This window comes from Planktothrix pseudagardhii, assembly GCF_904830925.1.
GTDB lineage: Bacteria > Cyanobacteriota > Cyanobacteriia > Cyanobacteriales > Microcoleaceae > Planktothrix > Planktothrix tepida.
The window spans coordinates 3,346,493-3,364,722 of sequence record NZ_LR882967.1 but is presented as its reverse complement, the minus strand read 5'-3'; the positions used below and the strand labels follow the sequence as shown (position 1 = coordinate 3,364,722).

Annotated in this window: 15 protein-coding genes; 8 read left to right on the top strand and 7 right to left on the bottom strand. The window is 39.1% G+C overall.

The features are described from left to right. Nucleotide 1 precedes the first annotated feature (1 nt). From NMK36_RS14240 to NMK36_RS14225, 4 genes are all read right to left on the bottom strand, one after another. Entirely contained in the window at nt 2–1,297 is a 1,296-nt protein-coding gene (locus tag NMK36_RS14240) for a recombinase family protein (protein WP_072720663.1), read from the bottom strand. After that, a complete protein-coding gene (locus NMK36_RS14235; RefSeq protein ID WP_072720662.1) occupies nt 1,294–1,656 on the bottom strand; it encodes a VOC family protein in 363 nt (120 codons plus the stop codon). The genes NMK36_RS14240 and NMK36_RS14235 overlap by 4 nt, the downstream gene beginning before the upstream one ends. A 169-nt stretch (nt 1,657–1,825) precedes the next feature. Then, nucleotides 1,826–2,623: a phycobilisome rod-core linker polypeptide gene (locus NMK36_RS14230; protein WP_072720661.1), complete on the bottom strand. Its 798-nt coding sequence runs from the start codon at nt 2,621–2,623 to the stop codon at nt 1,826–1,828. Nucleotides 2,624–2,759: 136 nt separating this feature from the next. Beyond that, entirely contained in the window at nt 2,760–3,266 is a 507-nt protein-coding gene (locus NMK36_RS14225; RefSeq protein WP_072720660.1) for a phycobilisome protein, read from the bottom strand. A gap of 477 nt (nt 3,267–3,743) precedes the next feature. Between NMK36_RS14225 and ftsH4 the strand changes: the two genes are divergently transcribed. Next, nucleotides 3,744–5,642: an ATP-dependent zinc metalloprotease FtsH4 gene (ftsH4, locus tag NMK36_RS14220; protein WP_254174012.1), complete on the top strand. Its 1,899-nt coding sequence runs from the start codon at nt 3,744–3,746 to the stop codon at nt 5,640–5,642. Nucleotides 5,643–5,729: 87 nt separating this feature from the next. On the opposite strand, the gene NMK36_RS14215 is transcribed toward ftsH4, so the two are convergent. Beyond that, the gene (locus NMK36_RS14215; protein ID WP_254174011.1) at nt 5,730–6,797 is read right to left on the bottom strand and encodes a sugar transferase; all 1,068 of its coding nucleotides are present in this window, start codon (nt 6,795–6,797) and stop codon (nt 5,730–5,732) included. Between the two features lie 404 nt (nt 6,798–7,201). On the opposite strand from NMK36_RS14215, the gene ftsH reads away from it, so the two are divergent. The 6 genes from ftsH to NMK36_RS14185 all read left to right on the top strand — a co-directional run bounded on the left by ftsH (nt 7,202) and on the right by NMK36_RS14185 (nt 15,840). After that, nucleotides 7,202–9,055: an ATP-dependent zinc metalloprotease FtsH gene (gene ftsH, locus NMK36_RS14210; protein WP_254174010.1), complete on the top strand. Its 1,854-nt coding sequence runs from the start codon at nt 7,202–7,204 to the stop codon at nt 9,053–9,055. A 93-nt stretch (nt 9,056–9,148) separates the two neighbouring features. Next, nucleotides 9,149–10,708, top strand: coding sequence for a type I restriction-modification system subunit M (locus NMK36_RS14205; RefSeq protein WP_254174009.1), 1,560 nt, complete (start codon nt 9,149–9,151; stop codon nt 10,706–10,708). Nucleotides 10,709–10,776: 68 nt separating this feature from the next. Further along, nucleotides 10,777–11,016, top strand: coding sequence for a hypothetical protein (locus tag NMK36_RS14200; protein ID WP_072720656.1), 240 nt, complete (start codon nt 10,777–10,779; stop codon nt 11,014–11,016). Next, entirely contained in the window at nt 11,013–11,426 is a 414-nt protein-coding gene (locus tag NMK36_RS14195; RefSeq protein WP_072720655.1) for a putative toxin-antitoxin system toxin component, PIN family, read from the top strand. Before NMK36_RS14200 ends, NMK36_RS14195 begins: the two co-directional genes overlap by 4 nt. A 28-nt stretch (nt 11,427–11,454) precedes the next feature. Beyond that, complete coding sequence (locus NMK36_RS14190; RefSeq protein WP_254174008.1) at nt 11,455–12,471, top strand: restriction endonuclease subunit S; 1,017 nt, start codon at nt 11,455–11,457, stop codon at nt 12,469–12,471. A gap of 219 nt (nt 12,472–12,690) precedes the next feature. Then, the gene (locus NMK36_RS14185; RefSeq protein WP_254174007.1) at nt 12,691–15,840 is read left to right on the top strand and encodes a type I restriction endonuclease subunit R; all 3,150 of its coding nucleotides are present in this window, start codon (nt 12,691–12,693) and stop codon (nt 15,838–15,840) included. A 189-nt stretch (nt 15,841–16,029) separates the two neighbouring features. Here the strand turns inward: NMK36_RS14185 and NMK36_RS14180 are convergent, their stop codons facing one another. Together NMK36_RS14180 and psb28 are read right to left on the bottom strand one after the other, a co-directional pair. Further along, nucleotides 16,030–16,536 carry a MogA/MoaB family molybdenum cofactor biosynthesis protein gene (locus NMK36_RS14180; protein ID WP_254174006.1) on the bottom strand — a complete coding sequence of 169 codons (507 nt, stop codon included), beginning with the start codon at nt 16,534–16,536 and terminating at the stop codon, nt 16,030–16,032. A gap of 89 nt (nt 16,537–16,625) precedes the next feature. After that, on the bottom strand, nt 16,626–16,964 hold the full coding sequence (psb28, locus tag NMK36_RS14175) for a photosystem II reaction center protein Psb28 (protein ID WP_072720651.1): 339 nt from the start codon (nt 16,962–16,964) through the stop codon (nt 16,626–16,628). A gap of 185 nt (nt 16,965–17,149) precedes the next feature. Between psb28 and NMK36_RS14170 the strand changes: the two genes are divergently transcribed. Next, nucleotides 17,150–17,959: a tetratricopeptide repeat protein gene (locus NMK36_RS14170; protein ID WP_072720650.1), complete on the top strand. Its 810-nt coding sequence runs from the start codon at nt 17,150–17,152 to the stop codon at nt 17,957–17,959. Nucleotides 17,960–18,230: the final 271 nt, after the last annotated feature.

The following is an 18,230-nucleotide window of genomic DNA, read 5'->3' as shown; positions in this document are numbered from 1 at the left end:
ATTAAAAAATAAAGATTAGCTTTAACTCCCAATTATCCCCATCTCGAATAATCTCAATTTGGTGAATAAATTCTCGAAAATAAAACCGTCGTTCAGGTTCGGATAAATCTAGCCAAAACTGTGGAATACAAACGGCTTGTGCTGTTTCTTTTAAATTAACGGGGGGAAGTTGGGCTAACTTTCCTTGTAATTGAGAAATTTCTGTCCGCAATTTATAAGTTCTTAACTCTGCTGTTTCTAAATCTAATATTCCCGCAGTTAATAAATCAGGAATTTGTAACAAAATCTCCTGTTTTTGGTTAATCTCCTGAATCATACCTTGTTTAACAATTTGTAAATCCGGTAAATTTAAACTAGAAACCGCCTCTGGTAAATCTTGACAAATTCGTTCAATCGTTAACTCTAATCCTGTTTGATAAGATAAGGCTTTGCACTTAGGATTTCGCGGACAATTTGTAGGACGTAAATACAAATATTCTTGATCTTTACGATAGGTTGTAACTCGTGAAACCGTCAGGGAAGATTGACATTCTCCACAAACAACTAACCCTGCTAAAGAACGCGGCGCACTCGCAGTTCGGGGGGGAAGGCGTTGATTTCGGCGTAATAATCGATCTATCTGGGCGGCTTCATCCCGTGAAATAATCGGAATATGGGTATTAGAAATAATCTCCCCATTTTGATATTCTAAATCCCCTCGATAAACCGGGTTTGTTAACCATCGTCGTCCCGTTGTGACAGATATTTTTTTACCATATCGTTTTTCTAAATAGCGCACCGCACCTCGCAAAGACCCATAAATTAAAAACCGCTCAAAAAACTCTTTAACAATCGGAGAAACGCTGCGATCTAAAATATAACGGTCTTTTCCCCGTCGATATCCGTAAGGTGCTTTACCCGGTGGAGGTAAGGTTTTAATTCGATTTTTAGCGTGTCCTTGACGAATGCGGCGACTCCGTTGGCGATTTTGAATTTCTATCAATAATTGCATTAAATCACTCCGATTAATAGGAGTTTCAGAGGTGTTAAAATCGGATTCTATTGCAATAATATTAATTTGAAATGATTCTAATTTTTGTAAGCGATCGCTCACTTCTAAAACAGAATCTCCTAACTCTTCTAACCGTCGAATTAATAAATATTCTGGGGGTTCTAAATCACAATCTTTCAATAATTGTTCTAGTTCTTCTCTTTCGCCTAAATCTTGATAAACCCGATCCACTTCCCATCCCCAAATTATCCGATCTGGGGGTTGTTCAAACAACGGATCAGTATAACAATAAGCAATAATTTTCATGCTTCATTTAATTCAATTATATTACCATCAGGATCTTGTGTAAACAAGGCAGCACGACCGGAAGCACTCATTTGAAAAGAACAATTATAAGTCATTAACTGTTGTTTCGCAGTTTCTAAATCTTCAACAGCAAAAGCCAAATGTCGATTTCGTCCCCATTTCTGATTATTAACTTGATCGTTAATTACAGTTTCAGCTTGAATTAAATGAATTTGAAACTCACCAATTTGATACCAAATACCCGGAAAATTTAACGGACGTTCAACTTTTTCTAAGCTTAACACTTGACTATAAAATTGTTCAGATTTTTCTAAATTAGACACTAAAATAGCAGCATGGAGATATTTATTGATTTGCATAATATCCAAAAACAAAACAATATATTAATTATATAACAGTCCTAAATAAGTAGGCCTATTTTCAATTGACTCAACCCCTAGCAAATATTGAAAATCTGATTAAATGGATGCGATCGCTAGTTGCAGAATTTTAATCATCATCCAAGGTGGGCTAAAACCCACCCTATTGTTAATTTTTAAAGAGTAAATTAGCGTTAGTGATACTAACATACTCCAAGACCTTTTGTTGAAGGTCAGTTTCAATCTCTTTGGGAGTGACAGGTTGAGGATATAATGACAGAATTTCTGTAATTTCTTTGACACACAGAGATAGCCGTTGAATATGCTTAGGTGTCATTTTGGTATCGGTGGATAAATCTAAAACCTCCTCAATAGGTGGTACCTCTTGAACTTTAGATTTATCCTCCTCTCGAACACAGGTTCCACCATCACAGTCGATGTGTAATTCATGTTGATAATGGGTCGGAATTGCCCACCCTCTTTGTCCGGCGTGTTCATGACCGAGCTTTTCATTTTCGATATATTCACCTGCGGATTCAAAACGGTGTTCATGCCAGTAGGGGATGGTAAAATAACCAAAGGATTTCCGATATTCTTCAGAATCAACCAACTCTGAAACCAGGGCACCAACCCCATGACGAACTAAAATATCATCCCATTCATGTAGTTCTTCATTATTTTTGGGGGCTCGTCCTAAAAAATGTTTACAGGCATTTTCAATAAATTTCATATTAGAGCTATTTTCATAAAAAAGCTCTAAATAAATCGGACGAACTGCTAAACTTTTTAAGAAATGACGAATCCCTATTTTTCCTTTGATAAAATCTTTTTCTAAATCAACTAATTGTTTCCGTTCAGACTCATATAATTGCCGTTCTAAAACTTGTTGATAAATCTGTTTTAAAACAAATTCTCGTTCTTCCGGGGAAGCGTCATGACGAGTCGTTACAGGTTGAGTTAACGTCATAAATAAATTAAACTCCTGTGTGCATTAATATTCCAAATCAGCCTGAATTTACCTGCTATTGTATGAGGATTGAAAATATCATTCCTGTGGCTGGGAACGAAGGAACACCCTGAAAAAAATCAACAATCAATCCGTTTTAAACACCACTTCGTTGAACATTTGCCATCAGTTTAGGGGGAGTATCTAACACTTCTAAAACAATATCCATATAGGGTTTTAATAACTGGTTACAGACACTAGGTAATTGTTCTTGTAGGCTTTCTTGAAGATAGGTATAAGCTTGAAGGCACTGGACATTTTTTTCGTGGGCAGCTAAAATATTTGCCAGCCACAGCATTAAAGATTCCTTAAAAAAGTGAGGGTCATCGCGTAACAAGGCAACAGACATCAAACACATCGTCATCGACATATCATAAACACAGCGTTTGGAATGCTTTTGCATGATTTCTGGATGAGACAGCATGAATTTCTTCAGAGCTTGTTTGATTAAACCTGCTGATTTTACCCGCAACACTTCATAGGTTTTAGTTCGAGCATTTAAGGTCTGAACATACTGATGCAGAGGTTTGAGTTCTGCATTGGTTAAATATCGTCCGTCGCATTGGGTGATTAAGTCATCCCACGTTGAATTAATCGTTGGCATTTTAATCTCCTCTGTCTAGCCAGAATCCTATCTTCTAATTTGATACAAAATTAAATCTAAGTCAAGAAATTGATGTAATTTTTAATAAAAACCCAATAATTAGTTTATTTTTACAACAGTAATTGTACGGGCAATCATGCCCAATAGATGATCCTGTGTTCACTCTTGTCAAGTGTCAAAAAACGATCCTTTGATGAGCCTGCCCTCACCCCACCGATTAGGGAAATCACGCTATGGTGAACATTATAGATCATTGGGGAGAGCCTTACAGGAACATAGAAACATGAGATTATGCCAATATGAAAGCAGACAGGAGGCAAAAGAGATTACTGTCAACCTTAAACCGAATCTCTACCCTGTCCCCTGGAAATTTATTTCTGAGGTTTATCCCAAAAGTCCATTAAAATCAACTAAATTATGAGCGTTCTCTGATTTGAAACTGTACGCCTTTAATGAGTCAACCTTTAATTAAATACCATGAGTGTAAAAGACAAACCTAAATTTCCCCGAAATCTTCCCATCGGAAGTATTTTATTTTGGTTGGGTGTAATCTTCTTAATTGCTAACCTGACATTACCCGGATTATTCGGGCCACAAATTCCTCGTGTTCCCTATAGTTTATTTATTGAACAAGTGGAAGATGGGCAAGTTTCCCAAGTTTATCTCAGTCAAGATCAAATTCGCTATTTAGTAAAAGGAGAACAGGAAAAACCGGGACAAATCCTATCAACAACTCCGATTTTTGATATGGATTTACCCAAACGTTTAGAAGCCAAAGGCGTTGAATTTGCGGCTGCCCCACCTCCTCAGAATACTTGGTTTTCGAGTTTAATTGGTTGGGTAGTTCCCCCCTTAATTTTTGTGGGAATTTGGGTGGCTGTCGGACAATTCTTACAAAGCCGAGGGGGAGGAATTGGAGGGCCACAAGGGGCACTTTCCATTAGTAAGAGTAAAGCCAAAGTTTATGTGGAAAATGATGCCACAAAAGTCACGTTCAAAGATGTGGCAGGGGTTGAAGAAGCCAAAACCGAATTAGAAGAAGTGGTGGAATTTCTTAAGACTCCCCAACGATTTTTACAAATCGGAGCCAGAATTCCTAAAGGCGTATTATTAGTCGGCCCTCCTGGAACCGGAAAAACCTTATTAGCTAAAGCCGTAGCCGGAGAAGCGGGTGTTCCATTCTTTAGCATTTCGGGTTCAGAATTCGTCGAATTGTTCGTTGGCGCAGGGGCAGCGCGGGTTCGAGATTTATTTGAACAAGCCAAAAAGAAAGCCCCTTGTATTATCTTTATTGATGAATTAGATGCCATTGGAAAATCACGGTCGAGTGGCGGAATGTATGGGGGAAATGATGAACGAGAACAAACCCTAAACCAGTTATTAACCGAAATGGATGGGTTTGCAGCCGGACAAGCAACGGTAATCGTTTTAGCGGCTACAAACCGCCCGGAAACGTTAGACCCCGCCTTACTGCGTCCCGGTCGATTTGATCGTCAAGTTTTAGTGGATCGTCCTGATTTATCCGGTCGGTTACTAATTTTAGAAATCTATGCTAAAAAAGTTAAAATTGGGACGGATGTTGACTTAAAAGCGATCGCCACTCGTACCCCCGGTTTTGCAGGGGCAGATTTAGCCAATTTAGTTAATGAAGCTGCCTTATTAGCCGCTCGAAATAAACGGGAAACCGTCAGCCAAGCGGACTTTGCAGAAGCCATTGAACGGGTAGTTGCGGGGTTAGAAAAAAAATCCCGTGTTCTCAATGAAAAAGAGAAGAAAATTGTGGCTTATCATGAAGTCGGTCACGCGATTGTTGGCGCTGTTGTTTCTGGTCAAAATAAAGTGGCTAAAATCTCCATTGTGCCACGCGGAATGGCTGCATTAGGATATACCTTACAACTGCCAACCGAAGACCGTTTCTTGCTCAGTGAAGAAGAAATGAAAGCCGAAATTGCCACCTTATTAGGGGGACGTTCTGCCGAAGAAGTGGTGTTTGGAAGTATTACCACAGGGGCAACAAATGACTTACAACGGGCGACGGATTTAGCTGAACGCATGGTCACCAGTTATGGGATGAGTAAAGTATTAGGGCCGTTGGCTTATGAAAAGGGTCAACAAAACAATTTTCTCGGCGATAATATGATGATGAATCCTCGTCGTTATGTCAGCGATGAAACAGCAAAAGCGATTGATGATGAGGTTAAACAATTGGTTGAACAAGCCCATGAAGTTGCCCTAGATATCCTGAATCAAAATAAAGAGTTAATGGAACAAATTGCCCAACAAATCTTACAAACGGAAGTCATTGAAGGGGACAATTTGCAACATTTGTTAAATCAAGTTAAGTATGAGGGTAAAATTCCCGCCGCGATCGCATAATTGATCTCATACGCCTCGACGCCTCGTTCCCTGGTTCTACCAGGGAATAGGGAATGGACAAATAAACCCTGATTGAACCCCAGATTATTATATCGGTAGTCCATTGCGCCAGCGCCTCAACAGAACAGGCAAACGAGTTACGAAAATTTTTAGGAATAAAATCATACTCCTGAAGCTACCATATTTCTGCAACAAATAAACTAGAGCCGATGGACTTAGCCATATACAATTTTTCCATAAGTGTTCTGCTAGTTCAACGTTTTCTGGGTCGAGTTTTAGACAGTCAGACAATTCAAGATTAGAGGGTAAGCTATTCGGACAAAACTCGGCATCGTACCTTGAATTTACCCACGCCTCCTCTTGCCCTTTATAGGTTTTAGATTCAGGATGTCCAAATCCGATATTGTAAACCAAGGAAGTAGTCGGAATTATATGTACCTTTTGATGATATAAAGATGCTACTGTAAATGTAATTACCCAATCTGTTTGTTGTTTTTTTTCCAGCCAAAATTGATTGATCATTGTCATTTTCGTCTGTTTAGTTGCTGGAATTTTATAAAAGCTACCAAACGGATTGTATTGTGCTGGTTGATGGGCTAAATTGAGTTCATTCCAGCGATCGCGCCAAGTCCCAAAACCCCAAGAAAATAAACGGTTAGATATCATAAAATCTTTTGATAACAGTTCATCACATTCTGAAGGGAAGTTGGCATAAGCGCTGACTGAACCCACTTGTTGGCAGTCACGATAGGCTGATAAAAGTCGGCACATCCGATCATAAAAATGAGGGTTGGGAACTGTATCATCTTCTAAATATACCAGAGAATCGTAAGTCGAAAAAACCTCTGTCAAACCTGAAATTACGTTTTGGTCGCACCCTAAGTTTTTTGTTCTGGCGACGATATGAACGGGTATAAATGTGGAAAATGCTTTTAGTAACTCAATACACTGCCGAATCAAGGGTTCGTCATCTGCCTTCCGTGGGCCATCAACAAAGGCAATAATATTTTGTGGTAGTAAAGATTGCTGCCTAATTGCTGGAAGAACCTGTGACAGCAAATCGGGGCGCGTAAATGCAACTATCATTAGGGGAGGAAGGGTTTCTGGTAATGATACCTCATCCAGAAAAATAGGCAATTCTACATGATTACTCATTATCTATGGGGCTGATTAAGAATAAGATTTATTGACTGATTATGCACCGATTATGATCTGTAAAGTCTAACACAATGGATCAATCCCAATGAATTATATCTGCTGTGCGACACAGTTGGCAATACTCCCGACAGTCTTGAAGAGTATCTGATATGAAATCTTTAAATGTTTGCTACGCATCCATTCCCGCGTAGAGACGTTGCATACAACGTCTCTACGCGGGGTTTAGGGTTATAATCTGTAGCACCGATTTCAGGATTTCATCTGACAGAAAAGCTATCCAGATGATGCTATTATTTCTATAATGCAGGTATAAAAAATCAAAAGGGCGTGCTGCTTAACAACTTACTAGGCTGGTATGAGAGAAAATCAAAGCCAACCAGAGCAAACCAGAGTAAAATTTTATGAAGATTAAAAAAAGACCTAAATTACCCAGTTCTCAAAAAGTTGCCCAGATTTTATTAATCTCAGCCGGGGTGATTTTAATCGGAAATTGGTTGTTTCCTCAACTGACTCGTCCTCGTTTTCCTAAAGTTCCCTATAGTTTTTTTATCCAACAAATTGAAGATGGTAAAGTCTCCAAAGTTTTAGTCGGAGAAAACGAAATCCTTTACCAAATCAAAGCAGACAATAATCAACCTGAAAGCATCTTATCCACCACCCCGATTTTTGATTTAGAACTTCCCAAACGTTTAGAAGCCAAAGGAGTTGAATTTGCCGCTTCTCCACCCCCGAAACAAAGTTGGTTAAGTGTTATTTTAAATTGGGTGATTCCCCCTTTAATTTTAGTCGTGGCGTTTCAATATTTCATGAAACGAGATCCCCAAGGATCATTATCCATTAATAAAAGTAAAGCTAAAGTTTATGTTAAAGGTCAAACGGATAATATTACCTTTGCAGATGTCGCCGGAGTAGACGAAGCCAAAACCGAATTAGCAGAAATTGTGGATTTCTTAAAAAATCCCCAACGGTTTACGGAAATTGGAGCTAAAATTCCCAAAGGTGTGTTATTAGTCGGCCCCCCCGGAACCGGAAAAACTCTATTAGCAAAAGCCGTAGCCGGAGAAGCCGGAGTTCCCTTTTTTAGTATATCTGGTTCGGAATTTATTGAGTTATTTGTGGGAACGGGTGCGGCGAGAGTTCGAGACTTATTTGAACAGGCGAAAAAGAAAGCTCCTTGTATTATTTTTATTGATGAATTAGATGCCATTGGTAAATCCAGAAGTAGTGGCAGTTTCCAAAGTGGCAGTAGTGATGAACGAGAACAAACCCTGAACCAATTATTAACAGAAATGGATGGGTTTGGAGTGGGAGATGCAACGGTAATTGTCTTAGCCGCAACTAACCGTCCCGAAGCTTTAGACGCGGCATTATTACGTCCTGGGCGCTTTGATAGACAGGTTTTAGTAGACAGACCCGACTTAGCCGGACGCAAAGCCGTTTTAGATATTTACGTTAAAAAAGTTAAATTAGAAACGGATGTTGATTTACACGCTGTTGCCACAAGAACCCCAGGTTTTGGGGGGGCAGAATTAGCGAATTTAGTCAATGAAGCTGCTTTATTAGCGGCTAGAAATCAACGAAAAACGGTGAAGCAAGAGGATTTTTATGAAGCCATTGAACGGGTGGTTGCTGGGTTAGAAAAACGCAGCCGTGTGTTGAATGAAAAAGAGAAGAAAATTGTCGCCTATCATGAAGTTGGTCATGCGATAGTCGGGGCGTTAATGCCGGGAGGGGGAAAAGTGACTAAAATTTCCATTGTACCCAGGGGAATGTCCGCGTTAGGATATACCTTAAGAATGCCAACGGAAGACCGTTTTTTAATGGATGAACTGGAATTCCGCGAACAAATTGCCATGCTATTAGGGGGACGGGCTGCTGAAGAATTAATCTTTGGAACTGTTACCAATGGCGCATCGGATGACCTACAACGGGCTACGGAATTAGCCGAAAGAATGGTACTTAATTATGGCATGAGTAAAGCCTTGGGACCCTTAGCTTATGAAAAAGCCAAACAGAATAATTTTTTAGGTAATGCTGATGCTAATCTTCGCCGTCCCATGAGTGAAAAAACCGCAGAAGCCATTGATGATGAGGTGAAAGATATTGTTAATAATGCTCATCAAAAAGCGTTAGCAATTTTGAATTACAACCGAGAATTATTAGATGAAATTGCTGGCAAAGTATTGAAAACAGAAGTCATTGAAGGGGAGGAATTACAACAATTTTTAGAACAGGTTAAACCTGTATCTCGATAATTGATATGTTCCATAAAACCCTTTCAATTCTTACTGTTCCCTGTTCCCTTGCGCGTAGCGCTATACAATAATTGTACGATTAACGATTGATAAATGCCTGCTAATTATACCGAACTCGAAAAACGTCTTTGGGAAGCCGCCGATGAACTGCGGGCGAATTCCAAACTCAAACCCTCGGAATATTCTGTACCCGTATTGGGGCTGATTTTCTTACGTTATGCGGATTATAAATTCAGTTTGGTTGAACAAGAATTAGCGGGGGTGAGTACCCGTCGCCGCAGTGTGGGAAAGCTGGACTATCAGGCGAAAGGGGCGTTATTTTTAACAGAAAAAGCCCGGTTTGATTATTTGCTGAATTTGCCGGAAGCTGAAGATATTGGTACAGCCATTAATCAAGCGATGAAAGCGATAGAAGATGAAAATGAAGAATTAAAAGGAATTTTACTGAAAGATTATAATCGATTAGAAAAACCAACGCTGCGAGAGTTATTAAAAACGTTTAATCGAATTAAATTAGCAGAAATTGGTGAGGATGCCTTTGGGGAAATTTATCAATATTTTTTGGGTAATTTTGCCCAAAAGGAAGGACAAAAAGGCGGGGAATTTTTTACGCCGATTTCGGTGGTTAAGTTAATTGTAGAAGTAATAGAACCGTATCATGGATTGATTCTTGACCCGGCTTGTGGGGCGGGGGGAATGTTTGTGCAAAGTGCGATGCGAGTCAGGGAAAAGTTAGGACGTGACCCGAATACTGCTATTAGTGTTTATGGTCAGGAAAAGACGGAAGGAACTGTTAAATTGTGTCAGATGAACTTGGCGGTTCATGGGGTTTCGGGTTTACGGAATATTCGCCAGGGAAATACTTATTATGAGGATATTCACAACTGCGTAGAACAGTTTGATTTTGTGATGGCAAATCCCCCGTTTAATGTGGATGGAGTGGATAAGGAACGATTGGAAAATGATCCTAGATTTCCGTTTGCTAAACCGAAGGTAGACAATGGGAATTATCTGTGGATTCAGTTATTTTATACGGCTTTAAATCCTACGGGACGGGCGGGGTTTGTGATGGCGAATTCTGCTTCGGATGCACGGGGTTCTGAGTTAGAAATTCGGCAGGAATTGATTAAAACGGGGGCGGTGGATGTGATGATTGCCGTTAGTTCTAATTTCTTTTATACGGTAACGTTGCCTTGTACCTTGTGGTTTTTCGATAAAGGAAAGGCGAAAACCCATCGCAAAGAAAAGGTGTTATTTATTGATGCGCGGCACATTTACCGACAAATTGACCGCGCCCACCGCGAGTTTACGGATGAACAGGTAGAATTTATTTCTAATATTGTGAGATTGTACCGAGGGGAAGCACCGGACACAAAAAATGGCAGTAAAATTTTACTCGATACTTATTTTCCAGAAGGAGCTTATCAAGATGTGGCGGGGTTATGTCGGGTGGCGACAAGGGCGGAAATTGAGGCGCAGGGTTGGAGTTTGAATCCTGGGCGTTATGTGGGCGTCGCCGAACGTCCGGTGGAGGATTTTGATTTTGCTGAAAAGTTGGAAGAATTGAATGAGGAATTGGAGAGTTTAAATGTTGAGGCGAGGGAGTTAGAAGAACGAATTGCTGAGAATATCGCGCAAATTTTAGGGGTTTGAGGGATGAGTATAATTAAGTTAAGGAAAATGAGATTAAACTTTCAGCCGTTAATTAAGAGGAACTATTTATGAATGCTTATAAAGCTTACATCACGATAGAAGACCCGAAACAGGTGATTTTATCAGATTTACCTTTTCAACCTGGACAGCGAGTAGAGGTGATTATTTTAGCAGAAGAAAATCCCCGTGCAGAAATGAGTCGAAAGTTACGAGAATTATTTGACCGCACCCAGGCTTTACCAGGAGTAGAAGATATTACTGAAGAAGAAATTACCGCAGAAATTGAGGCTTATCGTAGAGGAGAATGAAAGTTATTATTGATACCAATGTCTTAGTATCTGCTGTTCTAAAAGGACGCAATCCGAGAATTGTGATTCAGTTTGTGGCTGATCATCCTAATTATGAATGGATTATATCACCAGAGATTTTAACTGAATACAAGGAAGTTTTAAATCGTCCCAAGTTTCCTTTAACGGAAGAAATACGGACAGAGTGGTTAACTTTTATAGAGCAATTTACTACAGTTTTAGAAGTAAATGTTGAGGTAGATTTCCCTAGAGATAGAAAAGATGCTAAGTTTCTGGCTTGTGCTGTGGTGGCTAAGGCTGATTTTTTGATTACAGGAGATAGAGATTTAACTGAAGTAAAAACCTGGGAAGATACTAAAATTATTTCAGTTTCTTTGTTTAAACAGTTGGTCATTGATGCTAGTTCTTAAAAGTTAATGAGGGAAAAGGATAAATTTAATGAATTGGAAAGAAGCAAATCTAGGTGAATTAATTACCTTTCAAAGAGGCTTTGATATCACCAAGAAAGAATTAACACCTGGAAAATATGATGTAATTTTTTCATCTGGCTTTGGTGGTAAACATAGCGATTTTAAAGTGAAAGCTCCTGGTGTTGTTATAGGTAGAAAAGGAACCCTGGGTACGGTTTTTTTTGCTACTCAGGATTTTTGGCCGACTGACACTACGCTTTGGGTAAAAGATTTTCACGGAAACCATGAAAAGTTTGCATACTATTTCCTTCAAACTCTACATTTAGAGCAGTATGATTGTGGTGCAGCAAATCCAACATTGAACAGAAACCATATTCATACAATCCCTGTTAGGTTTCCTCCTCTCCCAATACAACGCAAAATTGCTGCTATTCTCTCAACTTATGATGACCTAATCGAAAACAATACGCGGCGAATAAAGATATTAGAAGAAATGGCGCGATCGCTCTATCGTGAATGGTTCGTTAACTTCCGTTTCCCCGGACACGAACAAGTCAAAATGGTTGATTCAGAATTGGGTTTAATTCCTGAAGGTTGGGAAGTTAAAAATTTCGGCGAAGTCTCACTGAATTTTGACAAGAAAAGGAAGCCTCTTTCATCGCTCCAGAGAGCTAAGATTCAGGGGAAATATCCATACTATGGTGCGGCTAAAATTTTTGATTACATCAATAACTATATTTTTGAAGGTAGATATTTATTAGTGGCAGAAGATGGCAGTGTAATTACAAAAGATAGGCATCCTGTTCTACAATTAGTTGATGAAAAATTTTGGGCTAACAATCATACTCATGTTATCCAGGGAAAAGAACCAATATCAACAAATTATTTGTACTTATTTATGTCAGATTTAGATATTTCTGGATACATTACAGGTGCAGCCCAACCTAAAATTAACCAAACTAATCTAAATCGTATTCCTGTAATTGTCCCCAGAGAAATACTATTGAAACAATTTAACAACATTATCGATAGTCTTTTAACTTAGGTTAAACATCTGAAGCTTAAAAATGCAAATCTTCGCCAAACCCGCGATCTCCTCCTCCCCAAACTCATCTCCGGTGAAATAGATGTTGAAAACCTCGACATCAACACCGGAAACATTGCTGCTTAAACCACTAATTACAAACCCCATTATTCCCCTATGACCTACCAGCTTAAAATCGACTACCCCGAAAATGCCTAAAATCTAACCTTTAAAATTAATATGCTTAACCCAGACTCAGAACCAGCCCTAGAACTCGAAACCCTTAAACTTTTTGAACAACTCGGCTATACCACCGCTAATTGCTATTCTGAAAAAATCGGCAATAACAGCACATTAGGACGAGAAACAAAAGCCGAAGTTGTGCTAATTTCCAAACTGCGCCCCGCCTTAGAAAAACTCAACCCCACCCTCCCCACCGAAGCCATTAACCTTGCTATTGAAAAACTCATTAGTGACAGAAGCGCCTTAAGCCTCGCTAACGCTAACCGCGAAATTTATAAACTCCTCAAAGATGGCGTAAACGTCACCTACCGCAACACCGACAACGAAGAAATTACCGAAAAAGTCCAAATTATCAACTGGAAAACCCCAACGGAAAACGACTTTTTCCTCGCCTCTCAATTCTGGGTATCCGGGGAAATGTACACTCGCCGCGCTGATTTAATTGGTTTTGTAAACGGAATTCCCCTATTATTTATTGAATTAAAAGCCCATTATAAACGCTTAGATTTAGCTTATCAGGATAACTTCTGTGATTATAGAAACACTATTCCTCAACTGTTTTGGTATAACGGAATTGTTATCTTCTCCAATGGGTCAGATAGCCGTATTGGTAGCGTTACCGCCAATTGGGAACACTTCGCCGAATGGAAAAAAATCAACTCAGAAGGGGAAACAGGGATTATTTCTCTCGATACCATGATTCGGGGAACCTGCGAGAAAAATAAATTATTAGATATTATCGAAAACTTTACGTTATTTAGTGAAGAAAAAGGGCAAATTATTAAACTTGTCGCCAAAAATCATCAATATCTCGGTGTTAATAATGCCATAGAAGCCGTTAAACAAATTCGGGAAAATCAAGGACGTTTAGGGGTATTTTGGCATACCCAAGGAAGCGGTAAAAGCTTTTCGATGCAGTTCTTTTCTCAAAAAGTGCATCGCCAAATTACCGGAAATTGGACGTTTGTTATTATCACCGACCGAGATGATTTAGACAACCAAATTTATAAAAATTTCGCCAAAACGGGCGCTGTTACCGAACCCGAAAAAGAAGTTAGGGCGAAAAGTAGCGACCATTTAAAACAACTGTTACAAGAAGATCACCGTTATATTTTTACATTAATTCAGAAATTCCGCACCGCTAAAGGCGAAAACTATCCGCAACTTTCCGACCGAGAAGATGTGATTGTTATCGCAGATGAAGCCCACCGCAGCCAATATGATACCTTTGCAAAAAATATGAGACGCGCCTTACCCAACGCTGGATTTATTGGTTTTACGGGTACACCCTTAATGATTGGAGAAGAAGCCACTAAACGAGAGTTTGGCGATTATATTAGTGTTTATAATTTCAAACAATCCATCGAAGATAACGCCACAGTTCCATTATATTATGAAAACCGCATTCCACAATTACAAATAACCAATACAGAAGTCAATGAAAATATAGCCTACGCGATAGAATCTGCTAATTTAGATGAAGAAGCAGAACATAAATTAGAACGGGAATTTTCGCGGGAATATCATTTAATTACCCGTGATGAACGGTTAGAAACAATTGCCCAAGATATTGTTACTCATTTTTTAGGACGGGGACACCAAGGAAAAGCAATGGTGATTTCCATTGACCGCTTTACAGCCGTTAAAATGTACAACAAAGTACAGGCATATTGGCAACAATATTTAACCACCTTACAAAGTCAATTAGACACCGCAGAAGCCCCAGAACGAGAACGTCTGGAAGCACAGATTAATTATATGCAAACAACCGATATGGCGGTGATCATTTCTCAATCTCAGAATGAAATAGACGCATTTCAGAAAAAAAATTTAGACATTCAACCCCACCGAAAACGGTTAGTTAATGAAGAATTAGACGAAAAATTCAAAGATGCAGATCATCCCCTGCGAATTGTGTTTGTTTGTGCGATGTGGATTACGGGTTTTGATGTTCCCAGTTGTTCAACCATTTACCTCGATAAACCGATGTTGAACCATACCTTAATGCAAACCATCGCCAGAGCAAATCGGGTATTTAAAGATAAAGTTAATGGGTTAATTGTTGATTATATTGGCGTATTTTGCAACTTGCAAAAAGCCTTAGCCATTTATGGTTCAGCTTCTGGCGGAGGAGTCCAAGAAGGAGACACCCCAGTACAAGCAAAAACGGCATTAATAGAAGAGTTGCGAAAGGCAATATTAGAAGCGACTAATTTTTGTACAGAACGAGAAATTAATTTAGAAAAACTGCAATCTGCGCCAGTATTTGAACGCATTAAATTAATCTGTGATGCAGGAGAAGCTATTCTAATTAATGAGGAATCCAAACAGCGTTATTTTGCCCTCGTTAGAAATGTAATTAAACTGTATAAAGCAATTCTACCTGATCCCGTTGCTGATGATTTTACCTCAATGCAGTATCTATTTACTGTAATTAGCGATCGCATTCGTTCGTTAACACCAGCAGTCGATATCTCAGAAGTGAAACAAGCCGTTGAGGAAATTTTAGATCAATCCATTGGAACTTTAAAATATGTGATTTCTGAATCTGAACAAATCATCGATTTAAGTCAAGTTGATTTTGAAGCATTGAAGGCTAAATTTGCCACAGGTTATCAACGCACGGAAGCCGAAAAACTTAAAGGACAAATTAGCATCAAGCTAACCCAGATGGTTAATCTTAATAAAAGCCGGATGAATTATTTAAACAAGTTTCAGCAAATGATAGATGAATATAATGCAGGTTGTCGCAATATCGAAACATTCTTTCAAGATTTAGTAGAATTTGCCCAAGAATTAAATATTGAAGATCAACGGGCTATTTCGGAAAATCTGGAAGAGGAAGAATTAGCAATTTTAGATTTACTGACGAAACCCAATATTGATTTAACAGAAAAAGAGAAGCAAGACGTTAAGAAGGTCGCCCAACAGTTATTAGAAACCCTCAAACGGGAAAAATTGGTGTTGGACTGGCGCAAGCGACAGCGAACCCGTGCGGCGGTACAACTAACAGTTGAGGAGATTTTAGATCGCTTACCCCAGCGTTACTCAACGGAATTATATCAGCAGAAATGTCAAGAGGTATATCAACACGTTTACGATTCTTATTTTGGTCAGGGAAAAAGTATTTATACCCGTGTTGCTTGAGAAGGTAATCTTATATGAAATCCTTAAATGTTTGTTACGCATCCGTATTGTGTAGAGACGCGCCAATAGCCTTCGGCATAGCTTCGCCCAGGCGCGTCTCTATGTGGGGTTTAGGGTTATAATCTGTAGCGTCGATTGAAGGATTTCATATTAAATTTAAGAAAAAGATAGACTTCAGAAACAAAATTTCTATTGATTTAAGACTTTAACTAAATGAGCTAATTCGGGTATAATTAATTGTTCCATTGCTAACTTCACTGCATTAGAAGACCCTGGAACTGAAAAAATTAATTTTCCTTGACAAACGCCAGCAACAGCACGAGAAGCCATCGCCCTTGAGCCTATTTCAGCATAACTCAATGTTCTAAAAATTTCCCCAAAACCGGGTAAGGTTTTTTCTAATAATGTCTCAATGGCATCATAGGTGGTATCTCGTGGCGAAATTCCCGTACCCCCATTGAAAATACAAGCATTCAGTTCAGGAATTTGACATAGGGTTTTCAATAATTCTGTGATTTCCGTCGGTTCATCTTTAACAATTTGATAATGCCGAATAGGATAACCTGCATTCTGTAAAAACTGCTGAATTAATTGGCCGCTTTTATCCGTTTCTGGAGTGCGAGTATCACTGACTGTAATGACAGCACAATTAACCTGAATTTCTGAACTATCTGGATGAGGAATGGTTGAATTCATAAACTGTAGATCCAGAACAACACCGATGAGAAGTTAGAAGCCAAACTTTCTCTATTTCTTATAGAATTTAACTTCTAACTCCTGAGAAATTAGGATTTACTAAATTCTAACCCATTCGCTTCTGCATAACGTTTCATAAACAACATAAAACGTTCCCATTCTTCGGGAGATTTCATTAAATGGATCGCTTCAATTTCCGTAGGTTTTCCATTAATAAACTTAGCTTTAACCTCACGGGTTATGATTTCCCCATCATCATCAATCATATACATTCCCGTGATTTCTTCCGTAGAATCATCCGCTAATGCTTTAGGATTGAGGAAATAAAATGTTGCTGTTCCTTGACTCCCATCTCGTGAACGAGTTAGGCGCACATCAGGAATTGCATCTTCATCAATACCTCTTGAAAACTGAATTTTAGCGACCATATTGTCTTGTTAAACCTTTATTCATTTAAGAGTTAACATCTTATTGTCTCACGAGATGGCACTGAAAAGGATAAAATTCCCCATAGGGTGTGTAAATACAGTCCACGGACTACCCCATCCTTCAGCAAGGATTTTACCCCCCCTTTGAGTACAATGGTGTTATTTCAGCTTGCTTATTTCAGTTCATGCCTAAAATTCGCCAATTTTGCCTGAGTTTAACTCTATTATTGAGTATCCTCGTCCTGACTTGGGGAAATGTCGCCCCTCTGTGGGCCGAAAATCTACCCCTGTCTTCCACTTTGGATGGGATGCTTCAGCAAGCGTTTACAGCCACTCAAACCGGTGAATTTGCTCAAGCAGAAACCTACTGGACAGAAATTATTAATCAATATCCCCAAAATCCGGCGATGTGGAGTAACCGAGGCAATGTTAGAGTCAGTCAAAATAAACTTCATGAAGCGATTTCTGATTATAATCAATCCCTAGAATTAGCACCTGATTTTCCTGATTCCTATTTAAACCGAGGAGTCGCCTATGAAGGATTAGGAGAATGGGAAAAAGCGATTGCAGACTATAATAAAGTCTTAGAAATAAACCCCAATGATGCGATCGCCTATAATAATCGAGGGAATGCTGAAGCAGGATTAGGAAAATGGGAAGAAGCCCTTTTAGATTATCAAACCGCCAGTGATTTAGATAAAAACTATTCCTTTGCCCGTGCCAATTATGCCTTAACATTATATCAAGTCGGACAACCGGAAGCAGCGATTAAAATCATGAAAAATTTAGTGCGGAAATATCCCAATTTTGCCGATATGCGAGCCGCATTAACCGCCTGTTTATGGGATATGGGAAAACCCGGAGAAGCGGAAAGTAATTGGGTAGCTGTAGTTGGACTTGATCCCCGATATAAAAATATTGATTGGGTGAAAACCGTTAGACGATGGCCCCCAAAAGTCGTTCTTGCCTTAAATCATTTTCTGAATTTAAAATAACCCTTTCATTTAAGATAAATTCACAATAAAAATGCACTCTTCCAGCCATGAGAGCGCATTTCCAGAGCAGATAGTATGATAGACCAATCATTTCTTTTATAAGGTAAACTATCATCGTTGAGCCTTTCCTCTCTCAATAGCATGACTTCCATCTCATCCTAATCCTATTGTTGGGCGCAGACAAAAGCATTGTTAATAATATTTTCTCGAAGTTGGGTATCACTGAGAATTGCTAATATTTCTTCACCAAAAGAAAAAGATAGGTTTCAGA

Coding starts and splice junctions, on each gene's coding strand:
- NMK36_RS14240 (WP_072720663.1), bottom strand. CDS start 1,297: ATGAAAATTATTGCTTATTGTTATACTGATCCGTTGTTTGAACAACCC.
- NMK36_RS14235 (WP_072720662.1), bottom strand. CDS start 1,656: ATGCAAATCAATAAATATCTCCATGCTGCTATTTTAGTGTCTAATTTA.
- NMK36_RS14230 (WP_072720661.1), bottom strand. CDS start 2,623: ATGACGTTAACTCAACCTGTAACGACTCGTCATGACGCTTCCCCGGAA.
- NMK36_RS14225 (WP_072720660.1), bottom strand. CDS start 3,266: ATGCCAACGATTAATTCAACGTGGGATGACTTAATCACCCAATGCGAC.
- ftsH4 (WP_254174012.1), top strand. CDS start 3,744: ATGAGTGTAAAAGACAAACCTAAATTTCCCCGAAATCTTCCCATCGGA.
- NMK36_RS14215 (WP_254174011.1), bottom strand. CDS start 6,797: ATGAGTAATCATGTAGAATTGCCTATTTTTCTGGATGAGGTATCATTA.
- ftsH (WP_254174010.1), top strand. CDS start 7,202: ATGAAGATTAAAAAAAGACCTAAATTACCCAGTTCTCAAAAAGTTGCC.
- NMK36_RS14205 (WP_254174009.1), top strand. CDS start 9,149: ATGCCTGCTAATTATACCGAACTCGAAAAACGTCTTTGGGAAGCCGCC.
- NMK36_RS14200 (WP_072720656.1), top strand. CDS start 10,777: ATGAATGCTTATAAAGCTTACATCACGATAGAAGACCCGAAACAGGTG.
- NMK36_RS14195 (WP_072720655.1), top strand. CDS start 11,013: ATGAAAGTTATTATTGATACCAATGTCTTAGTATCTGCTGTTCTAAAA.
- NMK36_RS14190 (WP_254174008.1), top strand. CDS start 11,455: ATGAATTGGAAAGAAGCAAATCTAGGTGAATTAATTACCTTTCAAAGA.
- NMK36_RS14185 (WP_254174007.1), top strand. CDS start 12,691: ATGCTTAACCCAGACTCAGAACCAGCCCTAGAACTCGAAACCCTTAAA.
- NMK36_RS14180 (WP_254174006.1), bottom strand. CDS start 16,536: ATGAATTCAACCATTCCTCATCCAGATAGTTCAGAAATTCAGGTTAAT.
- psb28 (WP_072720651.1), bottom strand. CDS start 16,964: ATGGTCGCTAAAATTCAGTTTTCAAGAGGTATTGATGAAGATGCAATT.
- NMK36_RS14170 (WP_072720650.1), top strand. CDS start 17,150: ATGCCTAAAATTCGCCAATTTTGCCTGAGTTTAACTCTATTATTGAGT.